This window comes from Catenibacterium faecis (assembly GCF_014306455.1).
Classification (GTDB): Bacteria; Bacillota_I; Bacilli_A; order Erysipelotrichales; family Coprobacillaceae; genus Catenibacterium; species Catenibacterium mitsuoka_A.
The window spans coordinates 46,778-63,470 of the sequence record NZ_JACRWG010000005.1; the positions used below are offsets into that span (position 1 = coordinate 46,778).

Genomic DNA, 16,693 nt, shown 5'->3' on the forward strand with positions numbered 1-16,693 from the left:
AGGCTATTATGATCAAGAATCATGATGAATTACATGAAGAATGTGGAGTTGTTGCTATATGGGGCGATGACAATGCTGCTCAATTAACATATTATGGCTTACATTCTTTACAACATCGTGGACAGGAGGCTGCAGGTATTGTTGTCCGCAATAAAAGTAGAAAGCTTAACATCCATAAGGGTGAAGGCTTAGTCAGTGAAGTATTTAATAAAGAAAAAATTGAAAAATTATCAGGTAATGCAGCTATTGGACATGTACGCTATTCAACTGCAGGTGGGGGAGGAATCATGAATGTTCAGCCATTCTTATTCCGCACTCTCGACGGTATGATGGGTATTGCCCATAATGGTAATATTGTAAATGCTAACTTATTAAAGAAGGAACTCGAAGAAAATGGTTCTATCTTTAATTCAACAAGTGATACTGAGGTTCTTGGTCATTTAATTAAGAGAGAAACAGGACGATTTGTAGATCGTATCTGTAAATCATTAGAAAAGATTGATGGAGCATTCGCATTTGTTATTTTAGTAGAAGATGCTCTTTATGTTGCAAGAGATAGATATGGTTTAAGACCTTTATCTATGGGTAGACTTCCAAGTGGAGGTTATATGTTCTCATCTGAAACATGTGCTTTAGATATTGCGGGAGCAGAATATGTAAGAGATGTTGAACCAGGTGAAATCATCCGTGTAAAAGATGGTATTATTAAATCTAAGAAGTATACTGAAACTTTACCTATCTGCAATAAGCTATGTGCAATGGAATATATTTACTTCTCTAGACCTGATAGTAATCTAGATGGTATTAATGTTCATACAGCACGTAAGACTTGTGGTAAGACTTTATTTGAAGAAGCACCAGTAGAAGCAGATTTAGTTATTGGTGTACCTGATAGTTCTATTTCAGCTGCTATTGGTTATTCTGAAGCATCTGGTATTCCTTATGAAATGGGGCTTATCAAAAATAAATATGTAGGTAGAACATTTATCCAGCCAACACAGGAAATGCGTGAACGTGGAGTAAGAATGAAGCTTTCAGCTGTATCTTCTATTGTAAAAGGTAAGAGAGTTATCATGATTGATGACTCTATCGTAAGAGGTACAACTTCTAAGCGTATTGTAAAGTTATTAAAAGAAGCAGGAGCCACAGAAGTACATGTTAGAATTGCTTCTCCAGCCATTAAGTTTCCATGTTTCTATGGTGTAGATATTTCTACACTAGAAGAATTAATCTCACATCGTATGAATGTAGAAGAACTATGTCAATTCATTGAAGCTGATTCTTTAGCATTTATTTCAATGGAAGGATTAAAGAAATCTGTTAAGCATGATATGGATGGAAACTGTGATTTATGTATGTCTTGCTTTAGTGGTAATTATGTCACTAAGTTATATGATTCTATCGATCGTGCAAATAAGGACGAAAAATAGTACTATAAAACTCCCTACATTGGGAGTTTCTTTCTTATATATATTACTTCGCATAATATATATTATGTAATTTTTTGATTATATCTGTTACATTTGAATTGTAAATTGAGTGTGCTATAATAATAGTAATAATTAGAGTATCAAAGGAGGATCTCCATTATGAAAAAGACGACTACTGCAGCATCTAAAAAGACAACGGCTCAGGCCGCTAAACCTAAGAAAGCTGCTACTAAAAAGACTACTACAGTAAAGAAAGAAACTGTAGCTAAGAAAACAACTGCTAAGACTACTTATAAGCCTGTTAAGATGAATATTCAGGTACAGTATAACTATCATGATGTATCTTTAGATGATATTGAAAATATGGTTATTAATCATCTTGTAGAACTTGGTTATAAGAAGACTTCAATTCTTACTTTAGATATTTATTATAAAGCAGAAACAAGTGAAGTTTTCTATATTGCGAAAACAAAAAATAAACAAGTACTCAAAAACGATGAGCCTTTATATATCTAGTTTATTCCTCCCCTTTTTAATAGAAGGGGATTTTTTTATTAGTCCCCTCCTCTATTTGTCAAAAAAGAAAACACCGTTTTAAACGGCGTTTAAATGATCAAATTTCCAATAAATAGTACTTCTAGTACTACATTGATGATTATCAAATAAATATAGAGTGCTTTCTTATACTTTTTATAATTATTAAATAATGAAATAACTGCAAATACAACAAGTAGTGAAGCCATAACAAGATAGAGTGCTGCAATGATGATGTTCCCTTTCGCAAGAGTAATTCCAAATACATAAAGTATAACAGCCATTAAGCTTGCTGCAAGAGAGACTATAATGATTTTTCTCTGTTTTTCCATTAAGCATCCCTTTCAAGTTCTTTTAATATAGATTCACCAATACCTGGATTTTCTACATTAAAGTTATCTGCAATAGTTGCACCTATTACTGCATAGCTTTCAAGTAATCCTAAGTTTTTAGGATGATGTAATGATTTGCTGTAGATAAGTAGTGGGACATGTTCTCTTGTATGGTCTGTACCTTTCCAAGTAGGATCATTACCATGATCAGCTGTAATCATGATTAAATCATCATCATTGATTGCAGCCATTAAATCAGAAAGCTGTGCATCAAATTCTTCAATAGCATCTCCATATCCAATTGCATTTCTACGATGTCCATAAACTGCATCAAAGTCTACTAGATTCACAAAGATGAGTCCATGTTGGTTTTCTTTCGCAAGTTCAATTGTCTTTTCCATACCATCTTTATTAGAAACAGTATGAATACCTTTTGTAATACCTTCATCTACAAAAATATCAGGAATCTTACCAACACCTACTACATCTAGTCCTGCATCCTTTAAACTATTAAGTACTGTTTTACCAAATGGCTTTAAAGCATAGTCATGTCTATTAGGTGTACGTTTAAATTCTCCTTTTTTACGTCCTACAAAAGGTCTAGCAATTACACGTCCAACCTTCCATCTTTCATCCATGAGTAATTCTCTTGCAATATGACATGCTTCATATAATTCTTCTAATGGAATTATTTCTTCATTCGCAGCAATCTGGAATACAGAATCAGCTGATGTATAAACAATCCAGTCTCCTGTTTCTAATTGCTTTTCTCCTAAATCATCTAAAATCTTAGTACCACTTTCTGCATAGTTTCCAAGACATTTTCTACCTGTCTTTTCTTCAAATAGTTTTATAAATTCTTCAGGAAAACCTGTATCAGTAAATGTCTTAAAAGGTTTAGTGACTTTAAGTCCCATCATTTCCCAATGACCTGTCATTGTATCCTTCCCATTAGATACTTCTTTTAAAGAGGCAGTAGTACCTAGTGGATGTGCAATAGGATGAATACCTTTAAAGTCTCCTAGATTACCTAAACCTAAGCCTTCCATATTAATTACATTTAAACCATCTTTTGCTTCACAAATATGACCAATCGTATTGGCACCTTCATCACCAAATAAAGCTGCATCTTCTGCATGTCCAATACCCATCGAATCACATACAATCACAAATACTCTTTTGTATAATTCTTTACTCATCATCTTTCCTGCCACTCAAAATGTGATTAAATATACTCACATCGAGATAATGTAAGTTCTCACGAACATTACTTACTATGTCATCGTGTATGCTTTGGATTGACCGAAATCATATCTACTCACAAGTTCTTGTACACTCCATAGTCGTAAATTCCTGAAACAGCCTTCGGTACATACCTACGTTTGCATTTGTTTATGCAACTTCGTAAGTCGTAGCATCTCTCAGATTAAGTGCGGCATTGAAATCTCTGTCTTCGATATAACCACAATCACATCTGAAAAGTCTATCTGAAAGCTTTAAATCTTTCTTGATATTCTTACAGCAATGACATGTCTTAGATGATGGGAACCATCTATCTACTATTCGAAGTTCAATTCCATTCTCCTTGCATTTAGCTAGAAGCTTTGTTTTAAATTCATAAAACTTCTGCGAAGCAACTGCCTTTGAAAGATGTCTGTTCTTCATCATTCCTGATACGTTTAGATCCTCAATTGTTATATGAGATGGCTTGGTTTTCACTATCTCTGCGATTGTCTTATTGATGTAATCAGTACGAATATTGTCTATCCTATGATGAAGCTCCTGTATCTTAAGCCTTTGTTTCTGTATATTTCTTTTTTGAGTGGATCCTCCTTTCTTTAGATTTTCATATTTTCGAGAAAGACTTCTCTGCTCTCGAACAAGCTTTTTTTCAAGCTTCTTTAATCTAGCAGATTTGTTGATGTTCTTATAAGTCTTGCCATTAGAGACAATTGCAAAGTCCTTTAATCCCAGGTCAATGCCAATTCCTTCACTGGAATGACTGGCTATCTTGTAATCTGGGATTTCTATAAGAACTGAAACATAGTATCTGTCAGCCTTTATTGAGACATGACCGCTCTTAATTACATATCCGTCTTTTGTTGTGGGAATATATCCTTTTTCTTTGATGCGTATCCAGCCAAGTGACGGAATCTTAATTCTGTGTCTTTCGCAAAGGCAATCTTTTGGATTATTCCTTACAAAATACATCTTCACATCAGATCTGCCTTTCTTCTTAAATTTTGGGAAGGCGCTCTTGTAATTAAAGAATTTTTCAAATGCGGTCTGTCCGTCATTTACTGCCTGTGTTACCGATTTTGAATAAGCTTCCTTGATCCAGGAATATTCTGGATGGCTTGGAAGATACTCATTGTTAAGCCATACTCTAAACTGACTGCTGCTCATAAACTTTCTGCCACTTTCATGAAGCTCCTTATTATGAGCAAGATAGAAGTTATAGATAAATCTGCAAGTACCTATCGTTTTACGAATCTTGACTTTCTGTTCATCTGTCGGATTTATTTCCGTCTTGAAGCTCTTCAGCAATTTCCTCATCCCTTTCTATCAGTTTTTTATACTTACGAAGCCCTTTGCAACCTGCAGGAGAACACATGGAATATTGAAATAATATCCTGCATGAGTTCTCCATCTGATTTCTAATCTAATTATAGTACAAATGGAAAATCCATGCATCAAGTTCAGCTTCATGAACGCCTTTTAATCGGCGTTAATAAAATTTAATTTTCACTAGCCTGTGGTCTGTGGGTATTCAAATAATTCTTTTACATTACAAGACTATCTTAAAAATGCAACTTGATTTAGTAAATGCTGATTGTAAGTATAATGATGCCTTTAGTTTGGGGTCGGTTTGCCTTTAAATTTCCTTCACTAGCTAAACGTTATAATATCTTAACAGATACGCCTAAAAGTTCAGCAAAATCCTTTGGCTCATAATTTGTGATATTTGATGTGTTCATTTTAACGCTCTCTCTGAGTATATATAAACACGATCAAACACATTAGACAATATATTCAATTACTTATAATTTCCTCCTTGCATTACCTGGATGAAACTTATTATAGTCACCCATAATCTGCTTATGTGTTACATGTGTATATATTGTTGTGGTTGAAATATCCTGATGTCCAAGCATAACCTGGATAGATCTTAAATCACAATGATTTTCCAATAACGTAGTCGCAAACGTGTGTCTTAACATATGGGGTGTAAAATGATCTCGAACCCCTGCTTCTAATACAAGTTTTTGTAAAATGTTATAGAAGTTTTCTCTTGTCATACGACGACCATCGTTCATCATAAAAAGCCAAAGGCTATTTTTCTTATCAAAGAAAGAGCGTTCATTTTGCATATAGCTATAAACATAATGAAATGTCTCCTGATCTAAAGGAATAAGTCTTTCTTTATTACCTTTACCTATTACACGAACATTAGACACTGAATGATTGATATCATTGATTTCTAAATGAACGAGTTCACTTATTCTCATACCTGTACTAACAAGAAGAAGCATCATTGACTTATTTCTTTTCCCCGCAGGGGTCGTATCATCAATATGATTAATCACCTTAACTATTTCTTCTAAGCTTAATACTTTTGGGAGTTTTTTTTCAGTTTTAGGTAATTCATATTGGGACATCACATCCTTCATCCCTTTTGTACGAGAAAGAAACTCATTATACTGTCTTAAAGAGACAATTTTTCTTCGAATAGAAGTTACTTTATACCCATCATCCTTTAATTCGCTAAAATAAGTGTCTAGATGAGCCAAATCAAAGTTTTTGATATCATAATCAATATAATCATAAAAAGCTCTTAGATCTCTCATATAACCATCTACAGTATTCTCGCTTAATCCTCGTTCAAACATTAAATAGCTCTTAAAATCTTTTAAATCATAATCTTGCACGTGTCACACCTCTTGCTAATTATAACAACTTTTTTTAACTTTTTCCATTTATACGATAGTCTTTTGCTTTAATCAGATGTGCACTCGTCATTTTATTGATATTTTCAATCAAACTATCAATAGGATCTACTGCTTCATTCTTTGCATCAAATATATTCATCTGTTCAATGATTGCTTCTTTTCTTTTTACATTATTAAGAGTAACACCAATAAGTCTTAATGGTTCATGGGTATAATGCTTATTAAAAAGCATCATCACATAACTATATATTTTCTCATAATCATTCATATATTCCTGCACCAGCATTTGTCTTGTAACACTTTTAAATCTTGTATATTTTAAGGTAATCACAACACAGTTAGAATACATATCATGTTTTGATGCACGTTCAGCTACAGTTAAACATACCTTCTTGAATTCCTCTTTTAAGCTATCTTCATCACTAATATCACTTTCAAAAGTTGTAGAATGACCAATAGATTTCATATCCGTATCTTCATAAACAACTGGAGATAAATCCCTACCATTGGCACGATTATAATATATAAGTGTGTTCTTTCCTAGAAATTGTCTAATTGTCTGATAGTTATCATAATTCGCAATATCCGCAATTGTCTTAATACCCACTTCTTCTAGTTTAGGTGCTGTCTTTTTTCCTATGCCATACATATCCCCTACTTTTATAGGCCATAATACTTCTTTTAAGTTTCTTTGAGTAATAATAGTAATACCTAAAGGTTTTTTCATATCAGAAGCCATTTTAGAAAGAAACTTATTAGGAGATATCCCAATAGAACAAGGAAGAGATAAAGTTTCTAAAATCTTATCTTGTATTTCCTTTGCTACAACATAAGGCTGCGCATGAGTCAATGTGAAATAATCACTCATATCCACATAACATTCATCAATGCTGGCTATTTCTACCTTTTTACTATACGTATAAACGATTTCAAAGAATCTTTGTGATAAGTTATGATAAAGATTAAAATGTGGTTCTACTACTATTAGATCAGGACATTTCTCTTTTGCCATAAATAGAGGCATTGCGGAATGAACACCAAATTCTCTTGCTTCATAAGAAGCAGTAGAGACAACACTTCTTTTAGAATTATGACTAATGACAATAGGTTTTCCTTTTAATTCTGGATGCTGAGAAATCTCACAATTTGCATAAAATGCATTCATATCAATATGAAATATAATACGCATACCTATCCTCCTAAAAAATGAGCATATGTGTTATATGCTCATCCCTGTAATAATCTTTTCGCATTATCGATTGCTTCTGGAGTAATCACATCACCAGAAAGCATCTTCGCAATTTCTTCTATTCTTTCATCTTCATTTAATACTGCAAGCGTTGAATATGTTTCTTCATCATGAGATGATTTCTTAATCGCATAATGATGATCAGCATGAATGGCCACTTGAGGCAAATGTGTAATACATAATACTTGATTGTTTAATGAAATAGAATGCATCTTTAATCCAATTGCATCAGCAACTTTACCACTCACACCTGTATCAATTTCGTCAAAAACAACTGTATTCATATGGTTTTGATTCATAGTAATTGTTTTAATGGCTAACATCAAACGTGATATTTCACCACCACTTGCTGTTTCATTTAAAGGAGTAAAAGCCTGTCCTTTATTCATAGAAACCATAAACGTAATGTCGTCTTTTCCAGTATCACTAAGACTGCATTCCTTTATATCTACCTTTAGTTTTGCATCAGGTAGATAAAGATCTTTTAATTCTTTTTCTAGTGTATCAACAAAAATGAGTCCCTGTTCTTCTCTTAACGATGTTAGTTTTGACGCAATCTGATATGCTTCATGATAAGCTTGATCTTTTTGTTTATTTAAATCAGCAAGTACATCTTCACGATTCAACGCAGCATCTAGCTTTTCTTTTAATTCTGTCTGTGCCTGATAGATATCATCTACTGAGTATCCATACTTTCTTTGCAGGCGATGAATAGTAAAAAGTTCTTCCTGAAGTTCATTGAAACGATATTCATCAAAATCAATAGAATCAAACGCTGTTTCTATGCGATCTACAAGATCCTGCATACTATAATATTGATTATAGAATTCATCATATAATTCATTAAAAGATTCTGTATTACTCATATGACCAAGTGCACCTAATGCATCATTTATTTGATTTAATGCACCTTGCTTGTCAGACATAGCTTCATCAAACTCAGTCATATATTTATGCATGGATTCATAGTTTTTCATCATTCTGAGTTCTTCTTCAAGCTGATCAATTATTTCATCTGTATATTCAAAATCCTTTAGTTCATCATACTGTTTCTGATAATATTCTATTCTTTCATCACTCAGATCCTCTTGTTCAAGTTTCTTGAGCTTCTGTGAAATTTTCTTATATTCAAAGTAGTATTTATGATATTCAGATAGTAATGAGTCATCCTGGTGATTCATAAATGACTGCAATATCTTTAAATGATTTTTTACATTAAAGATTTCTTGTGTTTGATATTGTGAATGAATATCTAATAAGTAGGGAGCCACTTGTTTTAAAGCACTATTTGTGACAGTGCGATAATTGATTTTAATTGTTGAACGTCCATTGTCTAATATCTCTTTTGTGATAATAAGATCATCATCACCGTCTATATTCAATTCGTCTAGAATCTTCTGAATTGAATCATTCATATCAAAAACACCTTCAATGACTGCTTTCTTAGAGCCTTTTCTTACAAGTGAAGAAGATGCTCGTGCGCCACATAATTGTTCGAGCGCATTAATAATAATAGATTTACCTGCACCTGTTTCACCTGTTAAGGCTGTCATGCCTTCATCAAAGTCAACGGTTGTTTGATCGATAATGACAAAAGAAGAGATAAATAGACTTTTCAACATTTAAAATCACCTACTTTCATTAAAATGTTTATGTGCTTCACTTACAACATCATCAATACAATAAATTGAATTCTCTTGATGATCATTTACAAAATAACCTAAGAATTCAATATTACCTTCCCCACCAGTAATAGGTGAGAATGTTAAACCTTTTAAAGAGAAGCCATTATCATTTGCATATCCAATAACTTCTTCAATAACTCTTCTATGGACCTTTGGATCCTTTACAATACCATGTTTTCCAACATCATCTTTACCTGCTTCAAATTGAGGCTTGATTAAAGATACGATTACACCATCAGGCGCAATCACATTCTTTAATGCATTGAACATATGTCTTAAAGAAATAAAAGAAACATCAATAGAAGCAAATGTAGGCATGCCGTACTTAAAATCATCAAGCTTAGCATAACGGAAATTATATTGTTCCATGACTTCTACACGTTCATCATTACGAAGTTTCCATACAAGCTGATTGGTTCCTACATCTACAGCATAAACCTTCTTTGCCCCATGCTGAAGCGCACAATCAGTAAAGCCTCCAGTAGATGAACCAATATCAATCATAATGACATCTGTAAGATCTAAATTGTATAGTTCAATCGCTTTTTCAAGTTTCAAACCACCACGTGATACATATTTTAATTTTTCGCCCTTGACAAAAAGTTTTGTATCAACTGGAATCTTTGTTCCTGGTTTATCAATATAATCATTTTCATCTCTTACAATGCCCGCCATAATGGCTCTTTGAGCCTGATTTCTAGACTCAAACAACCCCTGCTGGACACATAAAATATCAATTCTTTCTTTTTTCATGTTTTATTTCCTCAATTTTATTTTTCAAATCATTCAACGAAATATGTTCCTGTTTATATAAGGATTCATTATCTCCAAAAGTGACATAGTGATCTTCAATACCTATAAAACTCATATCAACATCTATATGATTCTTTTCATAATATAAACTCATGATACTGCCTAAAGACCCATTGATAAGATCTGTTTCATAAACAATAATTGGTTTATCACTTATTCTTTCCAACATTTCTGTATCTACCGGCTTAATGAATCGTGCATTAATAATATTAATAGGTAGATGATCTGCTTCTGCCATTTCTACTACAGCATTCACATTATCGCCATAGGTCACTACATTAATCATTGCATCATTTGCTTCTTTGATTAATTCCCACTGACCTAGTTTTATAGTATCATCAGTATGTTGATGGGTATTAAGGACTTTATTTTTAGAATAACGCATCACATACGGATAATCTTTGTTGTAATATGCTGTATTGATAAGTTTCTGCGCTTCTACTTCATCTTTAGGCGCCATGATAACTACTCCTGGAATAGGTGCAATCAAACCAATATCAAATACACCATGATGTGTTGCACCATCACCACCTACAAGCCCGGCACGATCAATTCCAATAAGACATGGAAGATGCATTCTCGCAATATCATGATTCAATTGATCATAAGCACGCTGAAAGAAAGAAGAATAAACACTTAGGAACGGAAATTCTCCTCCTTGGGAAAGACCTGCTGCAAGAGTCATCGCATGTTCTTCTGCAATACCCACATCAAATGATCGCTCAGGATACTTTTTAAAGATATTCTGTAAACAGCTTCCTGTAATCATTGCAGGAGTTATCACACATATATCATCATTCTTACTCATCAAATACTCAATATGATCACTTACTGATTGACTCCATGAATGTTTTTCATCATCAACAACTTTTTGCACACCTTTAGATATATCAAAAGGTGCAACACTATGATAAACACCTGAATGATCCTTTTCTGCTGGTTTATATCCCTTTCCTTTTTTAGTAAGGACATGGAGTACAACACTATGGTCTAAACTCTTTACTGTCTCTAGAGCACGAATCAATTCAGCTATATTATGTCCATCAATTGGACCAATATAATCCAAATCAAATTGTGAAAATGGTGTATCAAGTAAAATTTTCTTTTTTACCTTATCCTTAACCTTCTTAGTAACATCAAATATTTTCTGTCCCATAGGAGATTGTGAAAGGATTTCAGTATAATTATTTTTAGCTTGGTTATATTGATATGACATTCTAACATCAGATAAAAAATTAGATAATCCACCTACATTACGTGAAATAGACATATTATTATCATTTAGTATCACAATAACCTTTGTATCTATACCACCAAGGAAATTGAGTGCTTCTAAAGATTCTCCACTCATTAAAGCGGCATCACCAATCACGCTTACTACTTCAAATTTTTCTTTTTTAAGATCTCGGGCAAGAGCCAGACCTGTTGCCCCTGATATAGTTGTAGAAGAATGACCTGCTTCCCAAGGATCATAAATGCTTTCCTGACGATTCTGGAAGCCACATAATCCACCATATTTCTTTAACATAGGAAACTGAGATGCTCTACCAGTCAAAATCTTATGAGCATAAGACTGATGTCCGACGTCAAAAAGAAATTTATCATCAGGTGAATCAAATACATAATGAAGAGCAACAGTCAATTCCACAATACCTAGATTACTAGAGAAATGACCGCCAGTCTGAGAAATGTTTTCGATTAAAAAATCCCTTATGTCCTGTGATAATTGATTTAATTCTGTAATATTCAATTGTTTCAAGAATCGAGGATTCTCAATCTTCTTAATTTCCATTTAATTCACTCTTTTCATAATAATTTGGAATAATTCAATCATCAATCCATGGTTAAGCTGTAAACCATACACATCAGCTAAACATTCTTCAAATAAATCTTCTACACGCTTTTGTGATTCTTCTAAACCAAGTAATGAAACATATGTAGACTTATGATTTGTAATATCACTACCTACTCTTTTGCCCAATGTTTCAGTTGTACTTGTGACATCTAGAATATCATCTTGAATCTGGAATGCAAGACCAAGCTTGAAACCAATATCTTCTAAAGCGTTTGCGTCTTCTTCTTTCGCAATAAGTCCAGCAATCTTCATTGGTACAGAAATGAGTGCGCCTGTCTTATCATGATGAATAGCCTGTAATTCTTCAAGAGATGCCTTATGCGATTCAAAGTACATATCCTGCTGCTGACCATAAATCATTCCACCTAGTCCAGATGCCTGATATAAAGAACCTAATACCTTGAGTTTAAGTGCATCATTTAAATCCATTCTTAAAATCACATTCATAGATTCATTCAATAAAGCATCGCCTGCTAAAATGGCAGTGGCTTCATCAAATTGTTTATGACATGTTGGTTTACCACGTCTCAAATCATCATTATCCATTCCTGGAAGGTCATCATGAATCAAAGAATATGTATGTATCATTTCGATAGCACATGCAATATCTATATATTTATGATAATCCACATTATATGCTCTTAATGTCTGAATAAAGAGAAGAGGTCTTAATCTCTTACCGCCAGCCATCACAGAATAAGTCATTGCTTCTTTTACTAAACCTGGACGATATTGAGATAAGATTTCTTTTAATCGTTCATTCACTTCTTCAATCATATTATTCATCATCATCACCTAGATAATCTTTTAACTGATTTTCCTCAAAAATTTTAGTTACTTCTTGATCTACATCTTTTAATTTTGTATCACAAAATGCAGCGAGTGACACGCCTTCTTTATAAAGATCTAAACTCTCATCTAAGGACGCTTCATTGTTTTCTAATAAATCAATGATTTCATCTAAACGTGCCATTGCTTCTTCATATGTCTTTTCTGCCATATCATCACCTACTTCACTATGACTTCTTTTTCACCATCTGCATAAACAAGTGTAATTGTATCATCTGTATGAAGATCTTTCACACTCTTAATGATTGCATCATTCTTTTTAGAAATGATATAACCTCTTTGTAATGTTTTTAAAGGACTTAATAAATCAAGTTTTTCAATACAATAAGAGAAAGAAGTCTTTTTATTTTTCAAATAATTCTCAAAACAATTTTTAAGTAATTCCTGTTTATTACTGATATTCTTTGTCTCAATCAATTGTTTCTGTTTAATCAACGTATTGAGTTGAATTACTTTTTTATGCATTTCATAATGTGATTTTTGTTTAATTCTAATTTTATAATTATTCAGCTTAAGATGAACATTATCCAATTTCATGAATTTCGTTTCGAATATTCTAGAAGGATCGGTAAAAACATAGGAATGTGTATACTTTTCTAGTTTTTGTTTTTCTAGATAAATAGTCTTTGTCATGACATTCGATAATTGCATAATCTTATTTTCGAGATGACTTAAAAGTTCCTTTTGAGAAGGTACTGCAGCTACTGCAGCTGCAGTAGGCGTAGGTGCACGTAAATCACTAACATAATCCACTAATGTAAAATCTGTCTCATGTCCTACACCTGTAATAATAGGTGTTTTTAAATCATAAATACAACGTGCGAGTGCCTCTTCATTAAAATTCCATAGATCTTCAATAGAACCTCCACCTCTTACAAGAAGAATAGTAGAATAGCCCAATTGATCAACCTGTCTTAATGTCTCTACAATATACTTATAAGCATCTCTTCCCTGCACTGGTACAGGATAAATATCTCGTCTAACTAATGGATAACGTTGATGGAGTATACGTAACACATCCTGCAAGGCAGCCCCTTGTTTAGCTGAAAGAATAGCTAAACGTTCAGGCATAACAGGTATAGCCTTTTTATGCATAGTATTAAAGAGACCTTCTCTTTCTAAGGTCTTCTTTAACTCATTGAAGCGAAGATAAAGATTACCTAAACCATCTTCCTGCATACTTCTTACATAAAGCTGATATCTTCCTGCTCTTTCAAATACAGAAACCTGTGCTGTGATAAATACCTTCATACCATCTCTTAGTCTAAACTTTAAATAACGTGCCTGTGATGCAAACATAATTGCACTAATGGATGATTCTGTCTGATCATCCTTTAAAGTAAAATACATATGACCTGATGGATGTGGACGATAATTAGATATCTCGCCACGAATATATACAGTCCGAAGCTGCATATCATTATCCAGTACAGCTTTAATATAACGATTTAAAGCATGTACGCTTACATATTGTCTTTCCATTATTCAATTGCAGTTAAAACACCATTAATAAATTTATAAGAATCTTCATCACAATATTCTTTTGCATTAATAACTGCTTCATTAATTACAATACTCTTATCTAATTCTGATTCTAATAATTCACATGTTGCAACAAGAAGAATAGCCTGTTCCATCTTATTTAAACGATCAAAAGACCAGCCTCTCTTTAATTTAGTATTCAATAAAGTTTCATAAGAACTCTTATTTTCCATAACTGTATCAATCAACCAATAACAGAACTGTTCTGCTGATCTACCTTCAAGTAATGCTTCATCAGCATGAACATATTCCTTAAGTTCTTCTTTAGATGCATCAACTGTTAACCATTGATATACTGCAATAACTGCTTTTTCTCTAGCGATTTGTCTAATTGTTTTTTCCATTTTAAAGGACCTCCATAATACTCATTCATTTTAACACATCAACACTTTTTATAAAAGATTTTACATCTTTTTGCTTCTTCAAAAAAAATAAAAGCAAGTTAGACTTGCTTTTAGAAATCAATAGCTTCTACTACAACATCAACACTCTTTACTGTCACAGCAGCCATTTCTTTAATTCCAGAAGCAATTTTCTTCTGTAATTCTTTTGTCTTGGCTGTAATGTTTGTACCGTATTTAATACGAACATGAACTGTAATATAAACTTCATTATCTTTAATTGTACAGTTCACAAGATTCTTAGTACCTGTTACAGAAAAACCTTTTGATGTATCAAGCTTAATATCCTTATCTTCAGCAGCTACCTGCTTAGTGATAATATCAAAAACTTGAACACTCATCATGATATCGCCATTAATTGGGCTATCCTTATATGTATAATATTCATTACGTGCCATACTATTACCTCTTCTTTCTTTACCTTATATTTTATAAGAAAACAGGGATAATTACAAGTATTGATACAATATCCCCTATAAAAAAAGGAAGAGATTAAGCTCTTCCTGTATATTTACCTTCAACTGTATTTACAACAACAACTTCGCCTTCTTCAATAAATAAAGGTACTTTGATCTGGTAACCTGTTTCAATAGTTGCATACTTAGTTGCACCTGTTGCAGTATCACCTTTAACTGCTGCTTCAGTTTCAATAACCTTGAATGGTACATTGACTGGTAATGCGACACCTAAAATTTCACCTTCATAGCTTGTTACTTCTACATTATCAGAAGGTTTCATGAAGTTGATTTCCCATTCTAAGCGGTCTGCAGGAATTTCAACCTGGTCATATGTTTCATTATCCATGAATACTAACATACCACCATTGTCATATAAATACTGCATTTTGCTCTTTTCTACCTGAGCCTTCTTTACCTTTGCATTACTACCAAAAGTCATTTCAGTAGTAGTTCCTGTTCTCATGTTCTTCATCTTAACACGAATGTTTGCAGCAGCACGTGCTGTCTTGTTGTGGCTATAATCTAAACATACATAAAGATTGCCATCATATTCAAATGTTACTCCTGGTCTTAAATCAGTTGCATTAATCATAACTTTATATCATCCTTTCTAATCGGACATCATTATATCATAAATAATAGTATAAAGTAAAGTATCCATTAATGCCCATATATGCACTCTCTGATTCCAATATGATAATGTCTTAATGTATCCAAGTTGATATTGTCCCAATTGGGACAATATCAACTTGCCGTGTTAAACTATAACCTCCAGGGGAGGTTATTATGAGAAAGGTTGAATTGAGAATGAATGAAGAAAATAAGTATAAAATAATCAAGAAGCTTGTAGAAACAAATGGTAATAAGAAGAGAGCAGCTACCAGACTTGGCTGTACTGTAAGAACTATCAATAGACTTATCATTAAATATAAGGAACAGGGAAAGAAGGGTTTCGTGCACGGCAACCGTGGAAGACTGCCTGCTTCTGCAGTTCCTTTGGACATAAAGAATAAGATCATCTCTCTTTATATTAATGATTTCTCTGATGCAAACTTCACTCACTTCTGTGAGATTGTAGAAAGTGACTTCGGTATAAAGATAAGTGATACTACACTCAACAACTGGATGAGAGCTGAGGATGTGCTCTCTCCAAAGGCTAGAAGAAAAACAAAGAAAGCCTTGAAGAAAAAACTTAAAGAAAGATTGAAAGACACTTCTTCTGAAAAGGTTAGGAATGAGATAAAGGAATCGATCAGTATGCTTGATGAACAGGATGCACATCCAAGACGTCCTAGATCAAAGTATGCGGGTGAGATGATACAGATGGATGCATCTTCATTCCATTGGATTGAAGGAGAAGTGTGGCATCTGCATGTTGCGATTGATGATGCAGATGGAAAGGTTGTAGGAGCCTATTTTGACCGTCAGGAGACACTTAAAGGGTATTATGAGGTTCTTTATCAGATTCTTGTTAATCATGGCATTCCTGCAATGTTTTATACGGACAGACGCACTGTATTTGAATATAAAAGAAAAGACAAGCCTTCAGATGCCGAGGATACATTCACTCAGTTCTCTTATGCCTGTCATAATCT

17 protein-coding genes are annotated in these 16,693 nt (G+C 33.2%); 3 read left to right on the forward strand and 14 right to left on the reverse strand.

The genetic code is table 11. The annotated features are described in order from the left end of the window. Window positions 1-8 precede the first annotated feature (8 nt). Together purF and H8909_RS02880 are read left to right on the forward strand one after the other, a co-directional pair. Window positions 9-1,430 (forward strand): amidophosphoribosyltransferase, encoded by a 1,422-nt coding sequence (gene purF, locus H8909_RS02875; protein ID WP_022424373.1) that lies wholly within the window; start codon window positions 9-11, stop codon window positions 1,428-1,430. Between the two features lie 159 nt (window positions 1,431-1,589). After that, window positions 1,590-1,946 carry a DUF6465 family protein gene (locus H8909_RS02880; protein WP_187011750.1) on the forward strand — a complete coding sequence of 119 codons (357 nt, stop codon included), beginning with the start codon at window positions 1,590-1,592 and terminating at the stop codon, window positions 1,944-1,946. Window positions 1,947-2,035: 89 nt separating this feature from the next. Here H8909_RS02880 and H8909_RS02885 read toward each other — a convergent pair whose 3' ends face one another. The 14 genes from H8909_RS02885 to efp all read right to left on the reverse strand — a co-directional run bounded on the left by H8909_RS02885 (window position 2,036) and on the right by efp (window position 15,690). Next, window positions 2,036-2,296: a hypothetical protein gene (locus H8909_RS02885; RefSeq protein ID WP_187011751.1), complete on the reverse strand. Its 261-nt coding sequence runs from the start codon at window positions 2,294-2,296 to the stop codon at window positions 2,036-2,038. Continuing rightward, the gene (locus tag H8909_RS02890) at window positions 2,296-3,495 is read right to left on the reverse strand and encodes a phosphopentomutase (protein ID WP_129982342.1); all 1,200 of its coding nucleotides are present in this window, start codon (window positions 3,493-3,495) and stop codon (window positions 2,296-2,298) included. The genes H8909_RS02885 and H8909_RS02890 overlap by 1 nt, the downstream gene beginning before the upstream one ends. 193 nt (window positions 3,496-3,688) lie before the next feature. Beyond that, complete coding sequence (locus H8909_RS02895) at window positions 3,689-4,852, reverse strand: RNA-guided endonuclease InsQ/TnpB family protein (protein WP_187011753.1); 1,164 nt, start codon at window positions 4,850-4,852, stop codon at window positions 3,689-3,691. A 485-nt stretch (window positions 4,853-5,337) separates the two neighbouring features. Continuing rightward, window positions 5,338-6,225, reverse strand: a complete 888-nt coding sequence (locus H8909_RS02900) for a tyrosine recombinase (RefSeq protein ID WP_187011754.1) — start codon at window positions 6,223-6,225, stop codon at window positions 5,338-5,340. 34 nt (window positions 6,226-6,259) lie between these two features. Beyond that, a complete protein-coding gene (locus H8909_RS02905) occupies window positions 6,260-7,435 on the reverse strand; it encodes a DNA polymerase IV (RefSeq protein ID WP_202985887.1) in 1,176 nt (391 codons plus the stop codon). Window positions 7,436-7,473: 38 nt separating this feature from the next. Further along, window positions 7,474-9,117: a DNA repair protein RecN gene (recN, locus tag H8909_RS02910; protein ID WP_187011755.1), complete on the reverse strand. Its 1,644-nt coding sequence runs from the start codon at window positions 9,115-9,117 to the stop codon at window positions 7,474-7,476. Between the two features lie 6 nt (window positions 9,118-9,123). Then, window positions 9,124-9,933: a TlyA family RNA methyltransferase gene (locus tag H8909_RS02915; protein ID WP_187011756.1), complete on the reverse strand. Its 810-nt coding sequence runs from the start codon at window positions 9,931-9,933 to the stop codon at window positions 9,124-9,126. Then, the gene (gene dxs / locus H8909_RS02920; RefSeq protein ID WP_187011757.1) at window positions 9,914-11,785 is read right to left on the reverse strand and encodes a 1-deoxy-D-xylulose-5-phosphate synthase; all 1,872 of its coding nucleotides are present in this window, start codon (window positions 11,783-11,785) and stop codon (window positions 9,914-9,916) included. The genes H8909_RS02915 and dxs overlap by 20 nt, the downstream gene beginning before the upstream one ends. After that, complete coding sequence (locus tag H8909_RS02925; RefSeq protein ID WP_202985888.1) at window positions 11,786-12,634, reverse strand: polyprenyl synthetase family protein; 849 nt, start codon at window positions 12,632-12,634, stop codon at window positions 11,786-11,788. Beyond that, window positions 12,627-12,848, reverse strand: a complete 222-nt coding sequence (gene xseB / locus H8909_RS02930) for an exodeoxyribonuclease VII small subunit (protein ID WP_022424363.1) — start codon at window positions 12,846-12,848, stop codon at window positions 12,627-12,629. The genes H8909_RS02925 and xseB overlap by 8 nt, the downstream gene beginning before the upstream one ends. Before the next feature lie 8 nt (window positions 12,849-12,856). Continuing rightward, window positions 12,857-14,179 (reverse strand): exodeoxyribonuclease VII large subunit, encoded by a 1,323-nt coding sequence (gene xseA / locus H8909_RS02935; RefSeq protein ID WP_187011759.1) that lies wholly within the window; start codon window positions 14,177-14,179, stop codon window positions 12,857-12,859. Next, on the reverse strand, window positions 14,179-14,583 hold the full coding sequence (gene nusB, locus H8909_RS02940; RefSeq protein ID WP_117458037.1) for a transcription antitermination factor NusB: 405 nt from the start codon (window positions 14,581-14,583) through the stop codon (window positions 14,179-14,181). Before nusB ends, xseA begins: the two co-directional genes overlap by 1 nt. A gap of 110 nt (window positions 14,584-14,693) precedes the next feature. Further along, the gene (locus H8909_RS02945) at window positions 14,694-15,038 is read right to left on the reverse strand and encodes an Asp23/Gls24 family envelope stress response protein (protein ID WP_022424360.1); all 345 of its coding nucleotides are present in this window, start codon (window positions 15,036-15,038) and stop codon (window positions 14,694-14,696) included. 94 nt (window positions 15,039-15,132) lie between these two features. Next, the gene (gene efp / locus H8909_RS02950) at window positions 15,133-15,690 is read right to left on the reverse strand and encodes an elongation factor P (protein ID WP_117458038.1); all 558 of its coding nucleotides are present in this window, start codon (window positions 15,688-15,690) and stop codon (window positions 15,133-15,135) included. A 194-nt stretch (window positions 15,691-15,884) separates the two neighbouring features. Between efp and H8909_RS02955 the strand changes: the two genes are divergently transcribed. After that, on the forward strand, window positions 15,885-16,693 hold an 809-nt coding region (locus H8909_RS02955), incomplete at its 3' end, for an ISNCY family transposase (RefSeq protein WP_187011760.1).

Excerpts from the sequence above, each read along its gene's own strand:
- purF (WP_022424373.1), top strand. The coding sequence starts at position 9 with ATGATCAAGAATCATGATGAATTACATGAAGAATGTGGAGTTGTTGCT.
- H8909_RS02880 (WP_187011750.1), top strand. The coding sequence starts at position 1,590 with ATGAAAAAGACGACTACTGCAGCATCTAAAAAGACAACGGCTCAGGCC.
- H8909_RS02885 (WP_187011751.1), bottom strand. The coding sequence starts at position 2,296 with ATGGAAAAACAGAGAAAAATCATTATAGTCTCTCTTGCAGCAAGCTTA.
- H8909_RS02890 (WP_129982342.1), bottom strand. The coding sequence starts at position 3,495 with ATGAGTAAAGAATTATACAAAAGAGTATTTGTGATTGTATGTGATTCG.
- H8909_RS02895 (WP_187011753.1), bottom strand. The coding sequence starts at position 4,852 with ATGAGGAAATTGCTGAAGAGCTTCAAGACGGAAATAAATCCGACAGAT.
- H8909_RS02905 (WP_202985887.1), bottom strand. The coding sequence starts at position 7,435 with ATGCGTATTATATTTCATATTGATATGAATGCATTTTATGCAAATTGT.
- recN (WP_187011755.1), bottom strand. The coding sequence starts at position 9,117 with ATGTTGAAAAGTCTATTTATCTCTTCTTTTGTCATTATCGATCAAACA.
- H8909_RS02915 (WP_187011756.1), bottom strand. The coding sequence starts at position 9,933 with ATGAAAAAAGAAAGAATTGATATTTTATGTGTCCAGCAGGGGTTGTTT.
- dxs (WP_187011757.1), bottom strand. The coding sequence starts at position 11,785 with ATGGAAATTAAGAAGATTGAGAATCCTCGATTCTTGAAACAATTGAAT.
- H8909_RS02925 (WP_202985888.1), bottom strand. The coding sequence starts at position 12,634 with ATGAATAATATGATTGAAGAAGTGAATGAACGATTAAAAGAAATCTTA.
- xseB (WP_022424363.1), bottom strand. The coding sequence starts at position 12,848 with ATGGCAGAAAAGACATATGAAGAAGCAATGGCACGTTTAGATGAAATC.
- xseA (WP_187011759.1), bottom strand. The coding sequence starts at position 14,179 with ATGGAAAGACAATATGTAAGCGTACATGCTTTAAATCGTTATATTAAA.
- nusB (WP_117458037.1), bottom strand. The coding sequence starts at position 14,583 with ATGGAAAAAACAATTAGACAAATCGCTAGAGAAAAAGCAGTTATTGCA.
- H8909_RS02945 (WP_022424360.1), bottom strand. The coding sequence starts at position 15,038 with ATGGCACGTAATGAATATTATACATATAAGGATAGCCCAATTAATGGC.
- efp (WP_117458038.1), bottom strand. The coding sequence starts at position 15,690 with ATGATTAATGCAACTGATTTAAGACCAGGAGTAACATTTGAATATGAT.